12 protein-coding genes are annotated in these 16961 nt (G+C 62.6%); all 12 read left to right on the forward strand.

Going from position 1 to position 16961, the window contains the following annotated elements:
- The first annotated feature begins 133 nt into the window (after positions 1-133).
- The 12 genes from BTO32_RS08810 to BTO32_RS08865 all read left to right on the forward strand — a co-directional run bounded on the left by BTO32_RS08810 (position 134) and on the right by BTO32_RS08865 (position 16944).
- Complete coding sequence (locus BTO32_RS08810; protein WP_076724266.1) at positions 134-2194, forward strand: NADPH-dependent 2,4-dienoyl-CoA reductase; 2061 nt, start codon at positions 134-136, stop codon at positions 2192-2194.
- A gap of 192 nt (positions 2195-2386) precedes the next feature.
- Positions 2387-3625 (forward strand): DNA repair protein, encoded by a 1239-nt coding sequence (locus BTO32_RS08815; protein WP_076724267.1) that lies wholly within the window; start codon positions 2387-2389, stop codon positions 3623-3625.
- 108 nt (positions 3626-3733) lie between these two features.
- On the forward strand, positions 3734-4618 hold the full coding sequence (locus BTO32_RS08820) for an NAD(+) kinase (protein WP_076724268.1): 885 nt from the start codon (positions 3734-3736) through the stop codon (positions 4616-4618).
- Positions 4619-4620: 2 nt separating this feature from the next.
- Positions 4621-5634, forward strand: coding sequence for a metallophosphoesterase (locus BTO32_RS08825; RefSeq protein ID WP_076724269.1), 1014 nt, complete (start codon positions 4621-4623; stop codon positions 5632-5634).
- 48 nt (positions 5635-5682) lie between these two features.
- Positions 5683-6540 (forward strand): rhomboid family intramembrane serine protease, encoded by an 858-nt coding sequence (locus tag BTO32_RS08830; protein ID WP_076724270.1) that lies wholly within the window; start codon positions 5683-5685, stop codon positions 6538-6540.
- 164 nt (positions 6541-6704) lie between these two features.
- Positions 6705-6995, forward strand: coding sequence for a YeaC family protein (locus tag BTO32_RS08835; protein ID WP_076724271.1), 291 nt, complete (start codon positions 6705-6707; stop codon positions 6993-6995).
- A 35-nt stretch (positions 6996-7030) separates the two neighbouring features.
- The gene (locus BTO32_RS08840) at positions 7031-7831 is read left to right on the forward strand and encodes a DUF2797 domain-containing protein (protein ID WP_217697019.1); all 801 of its coding nucleotides are present in this window, start codon (positions 7031-7033) and stop codon (positions 7829-7831) included.
- Positions 7832-7853: 22 nt separating this feature from the next.
- Entirely contained in the window at positions 7854-10496 is a 2643-nt protein-coding gene (gene pepN, locus BTO32_RS08845; protein ID WP_076724273.1) for an aminopeptidase N, read from the forward strand.
- A gap of 166 nt (positions 10497-10662) precedes the next feature.
- Entirely contained in the window at positions 10663-12051 is a 1389-nt protein-coding gene (locus BTO32_RS08850; RefSeq protein ID WP_076724274.1) for a DUF1329 domain-containing protein, read from the forward strand.
- A 163-nt stretch (positions 12052-12214) separates the two neighbouring features.
- Positions 12215-13345: a WD40/YVTN/BNR-like repeat-containing protein gene (locus BTO32_RS08855; RefSeq protein ID WP_076724275.1), complete on the forward strand. Its 1131-nt coding sequence runs from the start codon at positions 12215-12217 to the stop codon at positions 13343-13345.
- 44 nt (positions 13346-13389) lie between these two features.
- Positions 13390-15774 carry an efflux RND transporter permease subunit gene (locus BTO32_RS08860; protein WP_076724276.1) on the forward strand — a complete coding sequence of 795 codons (2385 nt, stop codon included), beginning with the start codon at positions 13390-13392 and terminating at the stop codon, positions 15772-15774.
- Positions 15775-15960: 186 nt separating this feature from the next.
- On the forward strand, positions 15961-16944 hold the full coding sequence (locus BTO32_RS08865) for a TAXI family TRAP transporter solute-binding subunit (RefSeq protein WP_076724277.1): 984 nt from the start codon (positions 15961-15963) through the stop codon (positions 16942-16944).
- Positions 16945-16961 lie beyond the last annotated feature (17 nt).

Consider the following 16961-nt stretch of genomic DNA (forward strand, 5'->3'; position numbering starts at 1 on the left):
TGGTTTTCCTGGCAAGTGTGATCCAGGGATATTATAAAGTTGTTTTTGGATATTGTTCGATGCGCTCCAGCTCGGTAACGTGTCGCCTATAACGAAGACGCCGCCAACCGGCGCCACGAATGAGGAGAGCAAGATGACCGCACCCGGCATGGCCAAATACCCCCACCTGCTGGCCCCCCTCGATCTGGGGTTCACTCAGCTGCGTAACCGGACTCTGATGGGGTCCATGCACACCGGCCTGGAAGAGGCTAAGAATGGTTTCGAGCGCCTGGCCGTGTTCTATGCCGAACGGGCCCGGGGCGGTGTCGGCTTGATCGTGACCGGCGGCATTGGCCCGAACGAAGAGGGCGCGGTGTATCAGCACGCCGCCAAGATGAGCACCGAGGAGGAGTCCGACCGGCACAAGGTGATCACCCAGGCGGTGCATGAGGCCGGAGGCACGATCTGCATGCAGATTCTGCATGCCGGCCGCTATGCCTATTCTCCCAAGCTGGTGGCGCCGTCGCCGATCCAGGCGCCGATCAACCCGTTCAAACCGCGCGAGCTGGACGAGGAAGGAATCCAGAAACAGATCGACGACTACGTCAACTGCGCCGCCTTGGCCCAGCGCGCCGGGTACGACGGGGTCGAGATCATGGGCTCGGAAGGCTACTTTATTAACCAGTTCATCGTCTCCCACACCAACCATCGGACCGACCGCTGGGGTGGCAGCTACGAGAACCGCATCCGTCTGCCCATTGAGATCGTCCGCCGCGTGCGCGAGCGGGTAGGGGAGCGCTTCATCATCATCTATCGCCTGTCCATGCTGGACCTGATCGAGGATGGCAGCACCTGGGACGAGGTGGTGCATCTGGCCAAGGAAATCGAGAAAGCCGGCGCCACCATCATCAACACCGGCATCGGCTGGCACGAGGCCCGAGTCCCCACCATCGCCACCTCGGTGCCGCGCGCGGCCTTCACCAAGGTTACGGCCCGCCTGAAGGGGGAGGTCGGCATTCCGCTGGTCACCACCAACCGGATCAACACCCCGGACGTGGCCGAGAAGGTGCTGGCGGACGGGGATGCGGATATGGTGTCCATGGCCCGCCCATTCCTGGCCGACGGCGAATTCGTGCTCAAGGCCGCGGAGGACCGAGCCGAGGAAATCAACACCTGCATCGGCTGCAACCAAGCCTGTCTGGATCACACCTTTAGTGGCAAGCTCACCTCCTGTCTGGTGAATCCCAGGGCCTGCCACGAGACCGAGCTGGCCTATGTCCGGACCGCCACGCCCAAGGCCATCGCCGTGGTGGGGGCGGGGCCCGCCGGCCTGTCCTTCGCCACCGTCGCTGCCCAGCGGGGGCACCGCGTGACCCTGTTCGAGGCGTCCGGTGAAATCGGTGGCCAGTTCAACGTGGCCAAACGGATTCCGGGTAAGGAAGAGTTTTATGAAACCCTGCGCTACTTCCGGGTCATGCTGGAAAAGACCGGCGTGGACCTGCGTCTGAATACCCGGGTCAGCGCCGAGGATCTGAAGGCCGGCGGCTTTGACGAAGTGGTGCTGGCCACCGGTGTGACGCCGCGAGTGCCGGACATCGAGGGTATCGATCACCCGAAAGTGATCGGCTATCTCGACGCCCTCTTGGAACGCAAGCCGGTGGGTCGACGGGTGGCGGTGATCGGCGCCGGCGGAATCGGTTTCGACGTGTCGGAGTTCCTGGTGCACCAGGGCCAGTCGCCGTCGCTGGACATACAGGCGTTTATGAAGGAATGGGGTGTGGACCTGAGCGTTCGGCACCGGGGCGGTATCCAGGGTGTTCAGCCGGAAGTGCCGGCGCCGGCCCGCGAGATTTACCTGCTCCAGCGCAAGCCGTCGAAGGTGGGCAAGAACCTAGGCAAGACCACCGGCTGGATTCACCGTACTTCACTGAAAAACCGCAACGTGACCATGATCCCGGGGGTCACCTACCGCCGTATCGACGATGAGGGACTGCATATCACCATCACGCCCAAGGGCGCGGAACATGGCGAGGACAAGGTGCTGCCGGTGGATACGGTGGTCATCTGTGCCGGCCAGGAGCCGTTGCGTGAGTTGCAGGCCGGCCTGGAAGCCGCCGGTCTGCCGGTGCACCTGATCGGCGGGGCTGATGTGGCGGCCGAGCTGGACGCCAAGCGGGCCATCAACCAGGGCGCGCGCCTCGCCGCCGAGCTCTGACGGCCTTCGGTTCACAAAAGGTTGCAGTTTTTCGCTGCGTTTCAGGATCAGTCTGGCTAGACTGTTGAAAAGCCTCCGCTGGGTCGGGGGCTTTTCGTTCATGGCCAGCCCGGTCGCGTGCGTGTGATGGCATGGAACCGTCCCTGCAGGCGGTGCGTGTGGCTGTCGTAGACGGTTTCCTGGAGAGCGAGAATGGTTCCTGCCGACCCCGCCACCGACGGCTACGCGGCGGTTTTTTTCATGGAGGACGGGCGCGTGGCGCGTCAGATGCGCGCCTCGGAGTTCGATGCCTTCCTGGATGGCTACGTGGGCCTGTCCGATTTGGCCGAGACCGATGTTCGGGCGGTGTGGGTAGAGCTGGGCAGCGATCTGTTGGTGCGCGCCTTGGTATTTTTCCGCATCTGGTTCGACGAGGAAGGGCGGGCCGATACCCACTGGAACATTCCGGTGGAGGACTTGGCCCGACGCGGTGCCAAGGGGCCGGACCTGGGGGCCGGCGCCATTCGCTTGGTATGCCGCAGCTTGTGCCCGGATCCGGCTTACGCCGACGAACTCTGGGACCCGGACATGACCCCGGGCAACAACCATTTCCAGGCCATCCGCAAGGCCGTTGAAAGCAATACCCTGAAATTCCGCAAGATCGAGGCCGTGGACGAGGCCCGTATTCCCGTGCTCCACGCGGAGGTGCCCGCCGGCGTCCGTCCGGGCGGTGACCCGGACCGTGCTCGGCTGGCCCAGCTGATCCGTGAGCAACGCCTTCGGATCAAAACGCTTCAGAGTGTGCACCGGGACTCCCTGGCCGAACTCCAGCGCCAGCACCGACTGGAGCTGCAGGCGCTGCGCAACGAACTGGCGGAACTGGAGCAGAAATACGAGCGCCAGAGGGTGAGCAACGAGCAGCTCAAGCAGCGCCTGTCCGAGCGCAACGCCCAGTACCTGTCGATGCAGGAGCAGATCGGTACCGCCGCCGAGGCGAGACAGCGGGAAGACGCCAACGCCGGTGCGGAGGTGGTGCTGCTGCGCGAGCAGTTGGAGCGTCGCCAGCGCGAACTGGAAGCCCGGGATGAGAAGATCGTGGCGCTGGAGCAGGACATCCGCGAGTTGAAAGAACGGCAGCCCCCGGAAAACTCCCTGATGGAACAGCTGCGCCAGCAGTCGGTGTTCCTGGTGGCCTATCACCCTGGGGTCGGCCACATTACCCTGCCATACGACGACATCGAGACCTATTTCCGCAATCCGGCCGCCTATGCCGCCGAGCGTTGCGGCCTGAACGAGCCCGCCTATCTGGACTGGCTGGACCATTACGAGAATCCCGTGTGCCGCCACCAGGAAGAGGACGGCCGCTGCTGTGGCGAGCCGATCCTGCGGGTCAGCCAGCCGGCGGAGTTCCGCCGGGGCATCGATGACCGCTGCGAGCGGCACCGCGACTGAGCCGACGCATCTTTTTTCAGAAACGGACGGAGTTTCGATACACTGTAGCCCAGTGTTAGGCGGGAGAGGCCGGCAGGCCCCGTTGCACCCCGGACAACAGGAAACTTCATGGACCATTTCAGGAATATCGGTGTTATTGGCCGCATGGGCAGCGTCAAGGTGGTGGAGACGCTGCGCCAGCTCAAACAGTACCTTCTGTCACAGAATTATCAGGTCATCCTGGAGGAAGACACCGCGGCCATGATTCCCGGCCACGGCCTACAGGTGGCCAGCAAGAAACTGCTGGGGGAAATCTGCGATCTGGTGATCGTGGTGGGCGGCGACGGCAGCCTGCTGGGTGCGGCCCGGGAACTGGCCAAGTCGAAGATTCCGCTGCTGGGGGTCAACCGGGGGCGGCTCGGGTTCCTGACCGACATTTCGCCGTCCGATCTGGAGGAGCGCCTGGGCAAGGTACTGGAAGGGGAGTACATCGAGGAAACCCGCTTTCTTCTGGACGGTCACGTCGAGCGCAACGGCCAGCCGGTTGGCTTCGGCAGTGCCCTGAACGATGTGGTGCTGCACCCGGGCAAATCCACCCGCATGATCGGGTTTGATCTGTTCATTGACGGTCACTTTGTCTATAGCCAGCGTTCCGACGGCCTGATCGTCTCCACGCCGACCGGTTCCACCGCTTATTCCCTGTCCGCCGGCGGTCCGATCATGCACCCGAAGCTGGATGCCATCGTTCTGGTGCCCATGTTCCCGCACACCCTGAGCAGCCGGCCCATCGTGGTGGACGGCAAGAGTGAGATCAAACTGGTGATTGGCGAAACCAACGAGACCTATCCGCAGGTCAGTTTCGACGGCCAGATGAACATTGCCTGCGCGCCGGGCGACATCATCCGAATCACCAAGAAACCCTTCAAGATCCGTCTGATCCACCCCACGGACCATAACTTCTACGCCACCTGCCGGGACAAGCTGGGGTGGGCGAGCGAAATAGCAGCGAGTTGACCATGGCCGGCAAGACCACCACCGCGAATCGCGGATTTGACATCATCGGCGACATTCATGGCTGCGCCCTGACTTTGGAGAAACTCCTGGACCTGCTGGGTTACCGTAAGGTCAACGGTGTCTACCGCCACCCCCGGCGCCAAGCGGTGTTCCTGGGTGACATCATCGACCGCGGCCCCCGCATCCGCGAGGCCCTGCATCTGGTGCGGGACATGGTGGAGCATGGCGCCGCCCGCATCGTCATGGGCAACCACGAATACAACGCCCTGGGTTACTGCACCCGGGCCCGTCCTGGCAGCGGCAAGACCTGGCTGCGTGAACACAACGCCCGGCACGACCGGCTGATCCGGGAAACCCTGGAACAGTTCGACCATTACCCCCGCGAGTGGAACGAATTCCTGGAATGGTTCTACACCATTCCCCTGTTCATCGAGGACGAGGATTTTCGAGTGGTGCATGCGTGCTGGGATGGCGACCTGATTGAGAAGTTCAAGCAGGTGCAGGGGGGAGCCTGCATTGACGAGGATTTCCTGCACGCGTCTGCGGCCCTCGAATCCTTTGCCGGTCAGGTCATGGATACCCTGCTGCGGGGCACGGACCTGCGGTTGCCGGAGGGCGTGACCATCACCGGCCGGGACGGTTACGTGCGCGAGTTTTTCCGCACCAAGTTCTGGGCCGACAACCCGCGAACCTACGCGGACGTGGTGTTTCAGCCCGACCCTCTGCCGCCGGAGGTGGCCAGCCGAGAGCTGACCGAGGCGGAGCGGCGCCAGCTGATCACCTATCCGAAGGACGCCCCGCCGGTGTTCGTGGGGCACTACTGGATGGAAGGCCTGCCGGCCCCGCTGAAGCCGAACGTGGCGTGCCTGGACTTCAGCGCCGTCAAGTACGGCAAACTGGTGGCCTACCGGTTCGATGGTGAGCGGGTCCTGTCACCGGACAAGTTCGTCTGGGTCAAGGTCGAGCGGCCGGAAGAAGTCGAGTATCCCACCAGTGAGGACAGCGTGGCCCGGTGAGCCCGGCCCGGTTGTCGGTCCGCAACGCAACGTATCAAGAGGTGGCCCTTGTATCGGGTAAAACAGTTGGATACCTCGGTTGACCTGTCCGAGTTCAGCCGCTGGCTGCGGGACCGGGGTGTGCCGCACCGGATCACCGAGGAAGGCGGCAGTCAGGTGCTGTGGCTGGAGTCTCCGGAGCTGGCCGAGCCGGTGTTGTCGGCTCTGGACCGGTTCCTGTCGGAGCCGGAACTTCGGGCCCAGCTGACCCGGCAGAACCAGTCGCCGGCGTTCGTGGCTGGGCGCTGGCAGCCTTCGCCCCGGCACGCTCCCCTGGTGGTGGGGATCATCGCGGTGGCGTTCCTGATGGTGTGGCTGACTGGCATGGGCAACGGCCCGCTGACCACCGCGCTGATGCTGGTCGACCCCCGCTACCACGATTGGGGAACCCTGGCGCAGCGGCTGCAAGCCCTGACGGATACCCTCGCCTCGGGGCAGGTTTGGCGCCTGCTGAGCCCGGATTTCCTGCATTTCAGTTGGCCCCACATCATCTTCAATTCGGTGATGATCTGGTTTTTGGGCAGTCAGGTAGAATGGTTCGATGGCCGCCGCCGGCTGCTGCTGCTGTTCGTGGTGGCCAGCCTGCTGTCCAATGGCCTGCAATATCTGGTATCGGGCCCCCTGTTCGGCGGCCTGTCCGGGGTCGTGTATGGCATCCTGGGATACTGCTGGCTCAGCCATCGGCGGTACCCAAGGTTCCAGATCCCTCCGGCGCTGGTCACCTTCGCCGTGGCCTGGATGGTGTTTGGCTATACCCCGTTGCCGGAGTTTCTTGGGCTGGGCCGGATGGCCAACGAGGCTCATCTGGGCGGCTTCCTGGCCGGGCTGCTATGTGCGCTTCTGCCACCGGCGGCACGTCGGGCATAAAAAAGCCCCACCGAAGGGTGGGGCGTAAAAGAGCTATAAGCTCCTGATGAGAGAGACCAAATGATACGACCGCTGTCATTTGGTGAGTTAATGATAATTATTATCGTTTGCGTCTGTCAAACGGTTCTTGCATTTTTTTATGACAATTTGTTCAGGAGAGCGGGATGACTTATGAAGAGCTGATCAAGCACCTGGACCCGACGGTGTACCAGAACCTGCGTCGGGCCATCGAACTGGGCAAATGGCCGGATGGCCGCACGATGACCGCGGAGCAGAAGGCCATCAGCCTGGAAGCGGTGATCTACTACGAAAACCTGCACAACATTCCCGAGCAGGAGCGGGTAGGCTACCTGGATCGTGGCGAAAAGGCGGGGACTGCCTGTGATCCGTCCGTCAAGGCCGCCGGCGGTATGCCCGACATCGACCCGGATCTGTTCGTCGAGGTCAAATCTTGATCGATACCGTCGACGTGACCGGGCGTCTGCGGAAAATGCCGGTGCAGGCGACGGAGCCGGTCGAGTACCACCTTGCCATTGGCGATACCCGGGTGCCTCTCAACGGTCTGCTGGGGCAGCAGGTACGAATCGAGTTTGGTGGCGTCATCCGCTGTATTCATTGCGACCGCACCACCCGGAAAAGCTTCAACCAAGGCTATTGCTATCCCTGTTTCCGTCGGCTGGCGGCCTGCGACAGCTGCATCGTCAGCCCGGAAAAATGTCACTTTCACCTGGGAACCTGCCGGGAGCCGGCGTGGGGCGAGGCCCATTGCATGGTGGAGCATGTCGTCTACCTGGCCAACTCCTCGGGGCTGAAGGTGGGGATCACCCGAGCCTCCCAAGTGCCGACGCGCTGGATTGACCAGGGCGCGATCGAAGCAATTCCCATGCTGCGTGTGGCCAGCCGCTACCTGGCGGGGCTGGTGGAAGTCGCCTGCAAGTCACACGTGGCCGACCGCACCAACTGGCGCGCCATGCTCAAGGGAGCGGTTCCGGAGCTGGATTTGCCGACCGAGCGAACGCGGCTGCTGTCGCTGATCGCCGATGACCTGGACGCACTGCGCCGGAGTCATGGCGAGGACGCCATCCGTCCGGTGTCGGAGGACGGGCGGGCTCTGCGCTATCCCGTGCAGGTCTGGCCAGACAGGATCAAAACCCATAATCTGGACAAAACCCTGGAAGTGGAAGGTGTCCTGGAAGGCATCAAGGGTCAGTACCTGATTCTGGACACCGGCGTGCTCAATGTCCGCAAGTTTACCGGCTATGAAGTCCGTTTCCGCGCCGGGCCCCGTTGAAACGAATGCCGTGGAGAATGCCATGCGAAGCAACCAGCCACAAACCATCTATCTGAGCGATTACAAGGTGCCCGCCTACCTGGTGGACCACGTGGATCTGCGGTTCGAACTGTTCGAGCACGGCGCACGGGTACACAGCATCCTGACCGTGCGCCGCAACCCCCAGTCCGACGACGTCGGCGCGCCGCTGGTGCTGGACGGCGACCGTCTGGTGCTGGAGTCGCTGGCCCTGAACGGAACCCCCCTGGACGGGGACCAGTACGAGGACCGGGGCGACCAGCTGGTCGTCGCCGATGTGCCGGAGCAGTTCCAGCTGTCCGTGGTGACCTGGATCGAGCCCCAGAACAACACCCGCCTGGAGGGACTGTACAAATCGTCGGGCATGTTCTGCACCCAGTGTGAAGCCGAAGGCTTCCGCTGCATCACCTTCTTCCCAGATCGTCCGGACGTGATGGCCCGTTTCCGGACCCGTATCGAGGCGGACCGGAGCGCCTATCCGGTGCTGCTGTCCAACGGCAACGACATCGACCGGGGTGACCTGCCGGACGGGCGTCACTTTGTCACCTGGGAAGACCCGTTCCCGAAACCCTGTTACCTGTTTGCCCTGGTGGCCGGGGACCTGGTGGAAAAACGGGACAGCTTCCGTACCCGCTCCGGGCGCGACATTGATCTGCGCATGTACGTTGAGCCCAGGAACGCCGACAAGTGCGCGCATGCCCTGGACTCCCTCAAGCGGGCCATGCGCTGGGATGAGGAAGTTTACGGTCGCGAGTACGATCTGGACATCTTCATGATCGTGGCCGTGGATGACTTCAACATGGGGGCCATGGAGAACAAGGGGCTCAACATCTTCAACTCGTCCTGCGTGCTGGCCAGCCAGGATACCGCCACCGATGCCGCCTACCAGCGCATCGAAGCGATCGTCGCGCACGAGTACTTCCATAACTGGTCCGGCAACCGGGTCACCTGCCGTGACTGGTTCCAGCTGAGCCTGAAGGAAGGCTTTACCGTGTTCCGGGACTCCCAGTTCTCCGCCGACATGGGCTCGGCGACCGTGAAGCGGATTGAGGATGTAACCCTGCTGCGGACCGCCCAGTTCGCCGAAGATGCGGGCCCCATGGCGCACCCGGTGCGGCCGTCGTCCTACATTGAAATATCCAACTTCTACACGCTGACCATCTATGAGAAAGGCGCGGAAGTGGTGCGTATGCTCCACAACCTGCTGGGGCCGGAGCTGTTCCGCAAGGGCAGTGACCTTTACTTCGAGCGCCATGACGGCCAGGCGGTGACCACGGATGACTTTGTCCGGGCGATGGAGGACGCGTCCGGCCGTGACCTGTCCCAGTTCCGGCTGTGGTACGAGCAGGCGGGGACCCCGGTTCTGACCGTCCGTGACGAGTTCGACGCCGATCGCGGGGTGTACCGCCTCACCGTTGAGCAGACCCTTCCGGACACCCCGGGCCAGACCGACAAGAAGCCCCATCACATTCCATTTGCCCTGGGGCTGCTGGATCGCCGGGGCCAGCCTCTGCCACTGCGCCTGGCCGACGACGACACAGAGGCCCCCACCGAGCGGATGCTGGAGTTGACCGAGCGTGCCCATACGTTCGAGTTTCATGGTCTGGCAGAGTGTCCGGTGCCGTCCCTGCTGCGCAACTTCTCCGCTCCGGTACGCCTGAACTATCCCTGGACCCGGGAACAGCTGCTGTTCCTCATGAGCCACGATCCGGACGGATTCAACCGCTGGGATGCCGGCCAACGGCTCGCGGTGGACGTGATCCAGTCCCTGGTGGGCGCCCCGCGCGACACGCAGGTCGAGCCGCGGCTGGTGACCGCTTACCGACACCTGATCTGCGATGCGTCCCTGGATCAGGCACTGGTGGCCAAGATGCTGCAGCTGCCCTCTGAGGCCTACCTGATCGAGCTGGCGGACGAGGCCGACGTACCGGCCATCCATCAGGCCCGGGAGCGCGTGCTCAAGCACTTGGCCATTTCCCTGCGCGATGAACTGGTGGCCTGCTATCGCCGCAACGCCCAGGACAGCGCCTACGACCTCAGCCCGCTGGCCATCGCCCGGCGCAGCCTGCGCAACACCGCACTGGCCTGGCTGCTGGCCATCAACGACGAGGAAGGTCGGGCGCTGGCGGTGCGCCAGTTCCGGGATGCCGACAATATGACCGACCGGATCGGTGCCCTGCGGGCCCTGGTCAACTCCGACTACGAGGACGATCGCAACCAGGCGCTGGCCAGCTTCTACCAACGCTACCAGGACGACCCCCAGGTAGTGGAGCAGTGGTTCTCGGTCCAGGCGGCCAGCGACCGGGCCGGCCAGCTGCCGCAGATCCGGGCGCTGCTGACACACCCGGCGTTCGACTGGAAGAACCCGAACAAGGTGCGGGCGGTGGTGGGTGCTTTCGCCGGCCAAAACCTGGCCGCCTTCCACCAAGTCGACGGCTCCGGCTACGACTTCCTGGCCGAGCAGGTGTGCCGTCTGGACGACAGCAACCCGCAGATTGCCGCGCGCCTGGTCACGCCGCTGACCCGCTGGCGCAAGTTCGCCCCGGCCTATCGGGAACGGATGCGGGCAGCGCTGGAGCGCATCCGGGACAAGCCGAGTTTGTCCCGCGATGTCTACGAAGTGGTGCACAAGAGCCTGGCGGGCTGAGCCGGCGCTGGCCACGGCGGCTGCCGACGCCGTGGCCGGATACAAAATCGCACTTTCGGTCGATAGACATCAGTGCCCGATCGGCTAATCTGTTGGACAGTCTGTCGTTTTTGAAGACCACAATAATAAGCCCCACAAGAGGCTTCCAGACGGATTAAGGTAACCCATGAGATATAACAAGAACGTGCTGTTTGGTGGCATCTTGGCGTTGTCTGTCGTTGCCACGCCCTGCCTGGCGGCGGTCTCTTCCTCGGAGGCGGCCCATCTCGGCAAAGACCTGACGCCCTTCGGCTCGCCCAGGGCCGGCAATGATGCCGGTACCATCCCTGCCTGGGACGGGGGGCTGACCGAGCCGCCGCCGGGCTATGAAGGCTCCGGCCAACACCACATCGACCCGTTCCCGGACGACCAGGTGCTGTTTACCATCACCGCCGCGAACATGGACCAGTACGCCGATTTCCTGACCGATGGCGTCAAGGCCATGTTCGAGACCTATCCCACCACCTTCCGTGTGCCGGTTTACCAGAGCCGCCGTACCCATGCGGTACCCGACTGGGTGGCTGAGAACACCCGGAAAAACGCCACCAAGGCGGAAATCGTGGGGCAGGGCGAAGGGATCAAGGGCGCCTACGGCGGCTACCCGTTCCCGATTCTTCAGGGTAACGACGAGGAAAAGGCATGGCAGGTGATCTGGAATCACCTGACCCGCTGGCGGGGCATCTACGTCACCCGCCGCTCCAGCGAGGTGGCGGTGCAGCAGAATGGCGACTACTCGTTGGTCACCTCCCAGCAGGAGGCGTTCTTCAACTACTACAACCCCGAGGGCGATGAAAGCACCCTCGACAACGTCATCTTCTACTACCTGTCGTTCACCCTGTCGCCGCCTCGCCTGGCCGGCGGCGCTATCCTGATTCACGAAACCCTGAACCAAATCATCAACCCGCGCAACGGCTGGGGCTACAACGCCGGCCAGCGTCGCGTGCGCCGGGCGCCCAATCTTGGCTACGACTCACCGATCGCCGCCTCGGACAACCTGCGCACGGCCGATGACACCGACATCTTCAACGGGGCCCTGGACCGCTACAACTGGAAGTACCTGGGCAAGCGGGAGATTTACATTCCCTACAACAACTACCGGATTGGGCAGAAGGGCCTGCCGTATTCGGAAATCCTGGGCATCTCCCACCTGAATCCGGACCTGATGCGCTGGGAACTGCACCGGGTGCACGTGGTGGAAGCCACCCTGAAGGAAGGCGCACGCCACATCTACGCCAAACGCCGTTTCTACGTGGACGAGGACAGCTGGAACACCGTGCTGCTCGATCAATACGATGGCCGTGGCGAGCTTTGGCGGGTCACCATGGCGGTGCTCAAGAACTACTACGAGCTGCCGGGCGTCTGGAGCGTTCTGGATGTCTATCACGACCTTCAGGCCCGCCGCTACCACGTGCTCGGTCTGGATACCGAGGAGCCCAACACCCGGGTGTTCTCGGATGACATCCCCAACAAGCGGTATTTCTCGCCGGCGTCTCTGCGCCGCCGGAGCGTCCGCTGAGTTGCCCTGACCGGAGTCCGTCCGCGCCACAGGGAATCGGGTGGCTATTCACATGCCGGCAGTCCACGTATTGCCGGCATGTTTACCGTTAAGACCCGGTGTTTTGCCGGCCAGAGACACACAGTAAAACAACCAATAGGCACTTCGAATGGTTACAAGCTTGATGCGTAAAACCCTGGGTGTGACCTGCCTGGGGCTTTCCATGGCCTGCGCGGCCCCAGCGGCGATGGCCGTCGGGGATCTGCTCGAGACGCCTGCCCGCCCCACGGAACTGGCGCCCCACCGGTTGCTGAACGACGTCGCCGTCGCCGGCGACCGTATCGTGGCCGTCGGCGAGCGGGGGCACATCATCTATTCCGATGACCAGGGTCAGAGCTGGACCCAGGCCCAGGTGCCAGTGTCGGTTACCCTCACGGGCGTGGACTTCGGGACCGAGCGTGAGGGGTGGGCCGTGGGCCACAGTGGCGCGGTGCTGCACTCGAGCGACGCGGGAGCGACCTGGGAGCTGCAACTGGACGGTATTCAGGCCGCGAGGCTGGCCATCGCCAGCCAGGAAGCGGAAATCGCCGACATGGAGCGGCGCATCGAGGACGCGCCGGACGCGCAGAAGGAAGACCTGGAGTGGGCTCTGGACGACCTCACCTTCGCCCTGGAAAACATGGAGGCGGATCTGGACATCGGGCCGGTCAACCCGTTTCTGGATGTCTGGTTCCGGGACGCCGAGCATGGCTTCGTGGTGGGCGCCTACGGCATGATGTTCCACACCAAGGATGGCGGCCGGACCTGGCAGGATTGGGCACCGCGCCTGGATAACCCCCAGAACTTCCACCTCAACGCCATCACCGAGGTGGCCGGTGGCGCGCTCGTGGTTGTGGGCGAGGCTGGGCAGATCCACGTCTCGGTGGACGGTGGCGAAACCTGGGAGCGCCGGGAAAGCCCTTACCCGGGGTCCCTGTTCGGCGTGCTGGGCACCGGGCGGGTCAACGAGATTCTGGCTTTCGGGCTGCGTGGCACGTTGTTGGAGTCGACCGATCTGGGGCGCTCCTGGACCATCGTCAATACCGGCTCCACCGCCACCCTTAACGATGGCTTCGCCGATGGCGACCGGATTGTCCTCGGTGGCAACGGGGGCGCGGTCCTGACCAGTGGCAACGGAGGCGCCACCTTCCGTGAGTATCTGCGCGAGGATCGCCAGGGTGTGATGGGCGTGGTCCCGGTGGCGAGCACCCGTCTGCTGCTGGTGGGCGAGGGCGGCGTCAAGCACGCCGATGCCCAAGGCAAGAACCTTCAATAACGCCCTGATGTGGCAACAATCGATAGACAGTAGAGGGGCTTTGAATGTCAAACCCGATGCATGACAAGGGCGAACACTACCTGACCACGCCGAAGGCCGAGCCGTTCCTGGAGCGGCTGATCTTCAACAACCGGGCGGTCATTCTGGTTTTGCTGACCCTGCTGACCCTGTTCTTGGGCTACAACGCGGTCAAGATCCAGCCGGATGCCAGCTTCGAGCGAATGATTCCGCTGGAGCATCCGTACATCATCAACATGATGGAGCGTCGGCACGACCTGGAAAACCTGGGCAACTTCGTCCGGATTGCGGTCGAAGTCAAAGAAGGGGACATCTTCACTCAGGAGTACATGGAAACCCTGCGCCAGCTGACTGACGAAGTGTTCTACCTCAACGGTGTCGACCGCTCCGGGCTGAAGTCACTGTGGACGTCCAACGTGCGTTGGGTGGAAGTGACCGAACAGGGCTTCCAGGGTGGCACCGTGATTCCGGATAACTACGATGGCTCCCGGCAAAGCTTGGAACAGCTGCGCCAGAATGTGCTGCGCTCGAACGAGGTGGGGCGTCTGGTGTCCGACAACTTCAAATCCACCATCGTGTACGCGCCCTTGTATGAAAAGGATCCGGAAACCGGGGAGCCGCTGGACTACGCCGAGTTTTCCCGGCAGCTGGAAGAGAAAATCCGGAGCAAGTACGAGGCCCAGAATCCGAACATTGAGATCCATATCGTCGGCTTCGCCAAGAAGGTGGGGGACCTGATCGAGGGCATTGGCGCCATTGCCTGGTTCGCGGGGATCACCATCATTCTGACGACCCTGTTGCTGTACTGGTACTCCCGTTGCATCGCCGGCACCCTGGTGCCGGTGTTCACCTCCATCATCGCGGTGTTCTGGCAGCTGGGCACCCTGAAGTTGCTGGGCTACGGCCTGGACCCGTATTCGGTGCTGGTGCCGTTCCTGGTGTTCGCGATCGGCATCAGTCACGGCGTCCAGATCGTCAACGCCATGGCGGTGGAGGCGGCCAAGGGGTTCGATGCCGTCACGGCGGCGCGGCTGGCGTTCCGGGCGCTGTATATTCCCGGCATGCTGGCGCTGATCTCCGATGCCTTCGGTTTCCTGACGCTGTTCTTCATTGAAATCGATGTCATCCGTGACCTGGCCGTGGCGGCCGGTATCGGTGTCGCGTTCGTGATCATCACCAACCTGGTGCTGCACGTGCTGATCATGTCCTATGTGGGCATTTCCAAGGGCGGTGTCCGGCATGTTCAGAACCACGGCGAAAAACAGGATCGCAAGTGGCGGCTGATGTCCTATTTCTCCCATCCCGGGGTGGCGCCGATCTCTCTGCTGATCGCTGTCATCGGTCTCGGGCTCGGTCTTTACTACAAACAGGGGCTCAAGGTGGGCGACCTGGATCAGGGCGCGCCGGAGCTGCGCGAAGACTCCCGCTACAACCAGGACAACGCCTTCATCATCCACAACTATTCCACCAGCGCCGATGTTCTAGTGGTGATGGTGGAAACACCGGAGGAGCAGTGCACCCAATATAATGTGCTGCACGCCATGGATGCCTTGCAATGGGAGCTCCAGAACACCCCGGGCGTCCAGTCCACCGCATCCCTGGCGGACGTTTCCAAGATCGTCACCAAGGCGCTGAACGAGGGCAATTGGAAGTGGTATGCCATTTCCCGGAACCAGACCATCATCAACGCCTCCATTCGTGAGGCTCCGTCTGGCCTGATCAACACCGACTGCAGCCTGACTCCGGTGCTGGTGTTCCTGGAAGATCACAAGGCCGAGACTCTGCGCACGGTGGTCGAGCGCGTTGAGGCGTTTGCGGCCGCCAACAGCAACGAGGAGCACACCTTCCTGCTGGCTGCTGGCAACGCCGGTGTGGAGGCAGCCACCAACGAGGTCATCTCCAAGGCCAAGGACATGATGCTGCTGTTCGTCTACGGCGTGGTGAGCTTGCTGTGCTTCGTCACCTTCCGCTCGGTGCGCGCGGTGCTGTGCATTGTAATCCCGCTGGGCCTGACGTCGGTATTGTGCGAAGCCATCATGGCCGTCTCCGGCATCGGCATCAAGGTGGCAACCCTGCCGGTGATCGCGCTGGGGGTAGGCATCGGCGTGGACTACGGTATCTACATCTACAGCAAGCTGGAGAAGTACCTGCTGGAAGGCAAGACGCTCCAGGAGGCCTATTTCGAAACCCTGAGGTCCACCGGCAAAGCGGTGGTGTTCACCGGCGTGACCCTGGGCATCGGGGTGGTGACCTGGATCTTCTCGCCGATCAAGTTCCAGGCGGACATGGGATTCCTGCTGTTCTTCATGTTCCTCTGGAACATGGTGGGGGCCATCTGGCTGCTGCCGGCCCTGGCCCGGTTCCTGCTCCGGCCGGATCGAATGGTTGCAAAAGCCCGGGCGGCAAAATAAGCTTTCCGGCCCATGCAAAAAAGCCCGCCTTGCGGGCTTTTTTGTTGATCGCTCAATTAGTTAGAGTGCTAACTCTAACTTTATTTATGCCCTGAAGTGGTCTATGTTCTAAAGTGGACGTGAAATCTGCTCGTAGGAAACGCGGGCAGCTACAACCTACAACGACCAGACAAAGGAAGAAATCATATGACACTGAAACTCAAGGTATCCGCCCTTGCCATGGCTGCTGCGGTCAGTCTGGGTACTGCCTCCACCACCGTTTCCGCCCAGGAGCAGCGGTTTGTGACCATCGGCACCGGGGGCGTAACTGGGGTTTACTATCCCGCCGGTGGTGCGATCTGTCGCCTGGTCAACATGGATCGTAAGGAACATGGTATTCGTTGTTCCGTCGAGAGCACCGGTGGTTCCGTCTACAACCTGAATGCCATTCGCCAGGGTGAGCTGGATCTGGCCGTTGCCCAGTCCGACTGGCAGTACCATGCCTACAACGGCACCAGCCAGTTCGAGGAAAAAGGCCCGGACAAGAAACTCCGCGCCGTGTTCTCCCTGCACCCGGAACCGTTCACCGTGGTGGCCAGCAAAGCGTCCGGCGTGAAGAAGTTCGAGGATCTGGAAGGCAAGCGCGTGTCCGTGGGTAACCCCGGTTCCGGCCAGCGGGCTACCGCCGAGGTGCTGATGGATGCCATGGGCTGGACCATGGACAAGTTCTCCTTGGCCGCCGAGCTGAAGGCAGCGGAGCAGTCCCAGGCCCTGTGTGACGGCAACATCGACGCCTTCTTCTACACCGTGGGTCACCCCTCCGGTGCCATCAAGGAAGCGACCACCTCCTGTGACAGCGTGCTGGTGACCGTTGACAATGCCGCCACCAAGAAACTGATCGAGGAGAACCCGTACTACCGGAAGGCGGTGATCCCGGGTGGCATGTACCGTGGCACCGATGAAGACGTGACCACCTTCGGTGTGGCTGCAACCTTCGTCTCCTCCACCGACGTGCCCGAGGACGTAGTGTACGAAGTGGTCAAGGCCGTGTTCGAGAATTTCGACAGCTTCAAGCGCCTGCATCCGGCGTTCGCCAACCTGAAGAAAGAAGAGATGGTTAAGGATGCCCTGAGTGCGCCGCTGCATCCGGGCGCCGCCAAGTACTACAAGGAAGTGGGTCTGATCGACTGATCGGCCACTTTGAAGCC

This window comes from Marinobacter lutaoensis (assembly GCF_001981305.1).
Taxonomy (GTDB): Bacteria; Pseudomonadota; Gammaproteobacteria; order Pseudomonadales; family Oleiphilaceae; genus Marinobacter; species Marinobacter lutaoensis.

Excerpts from the sequence above, each read along its gene's own strand:
- BTO32_RS08810 (WP_076724266.1), top strand. The coding sequence starts at position 134 with ATGACCGCACCCGGCATGGCCAAATACCCCCACCTGCTGGCCCCCCTC.
- BTO32_RS08815 (WP_076724267.1), top strand. The coding sequence starts at position 2,387 with ATGGTTCCTGCCGACCCCGCCACCGACGGCTACGCGGCGGTTTTTTTC.
- BTO32_RS08820 (WP_076724268.1), top strand. The coding sequence starts at position 3,734 with ATGGACCATTTCAGGAATATCGGTGTTATTGGCCGCATGGGCAGCGTC.
- BTO32_RS08825 (WP_076724269.1), top strand. The coding sequence starts at position 4,621 with ATGGCCGGCAAGACCACCACCGCGAATCGCGGATTTGACATCATCGGC.
- BTO32_RS08835 (WP_076724271.1), top strand. The coding sequence starts at position 6,705 with ATGACTTATGAAGAGCTGATCAAGCACCTGGACCCGACGGTGTACCAG.
- BTO32_RS08840 (WP_217697019.1), top strand. The coding sequence starts at position 7,031 with ATGCCGGTGCAGGCGACGGAGCCGGTCGAGTACCACCTTGCCATTGGC.
- pepN (WP_076724273.1), top strand. The coding sequence starts at position 7,854 with ATGCGAAGCAACCAGCCACAAACCATCTATCTGAGCGATTACAAGGTG.
- BTO32_RS08850 (WP_076724274.1), top strand. The coding sequence starts at position 10,663 with ATGAGATATAACAAGAACGTGCTGTTTGGTGGCATCTTGGCGTTGTCT.
- BTO32_RS08855 (WP_076724275.1), top strand. The coding sequence starts at position 12,215 with ATGCGTAAAACCCTGGGTGTGACCTGCCTGGGGCTTTCCATGGCCTGC.
- BTO32_RS08860 (WP_076724276.1), top strand. The coding sequence starts at position 13,390 with ATGTCAAACCCGATGCATGACAAGGGCGAACACTACCTGACCACGCCG.
- BTO32_RS08865 (WP_076724277.1), top strand. The coding sequence starts at position 15,961 with ATGACACTGAAACTCAAGGTATCCGCCCTTGCCATGGCTGCTGCGGTC.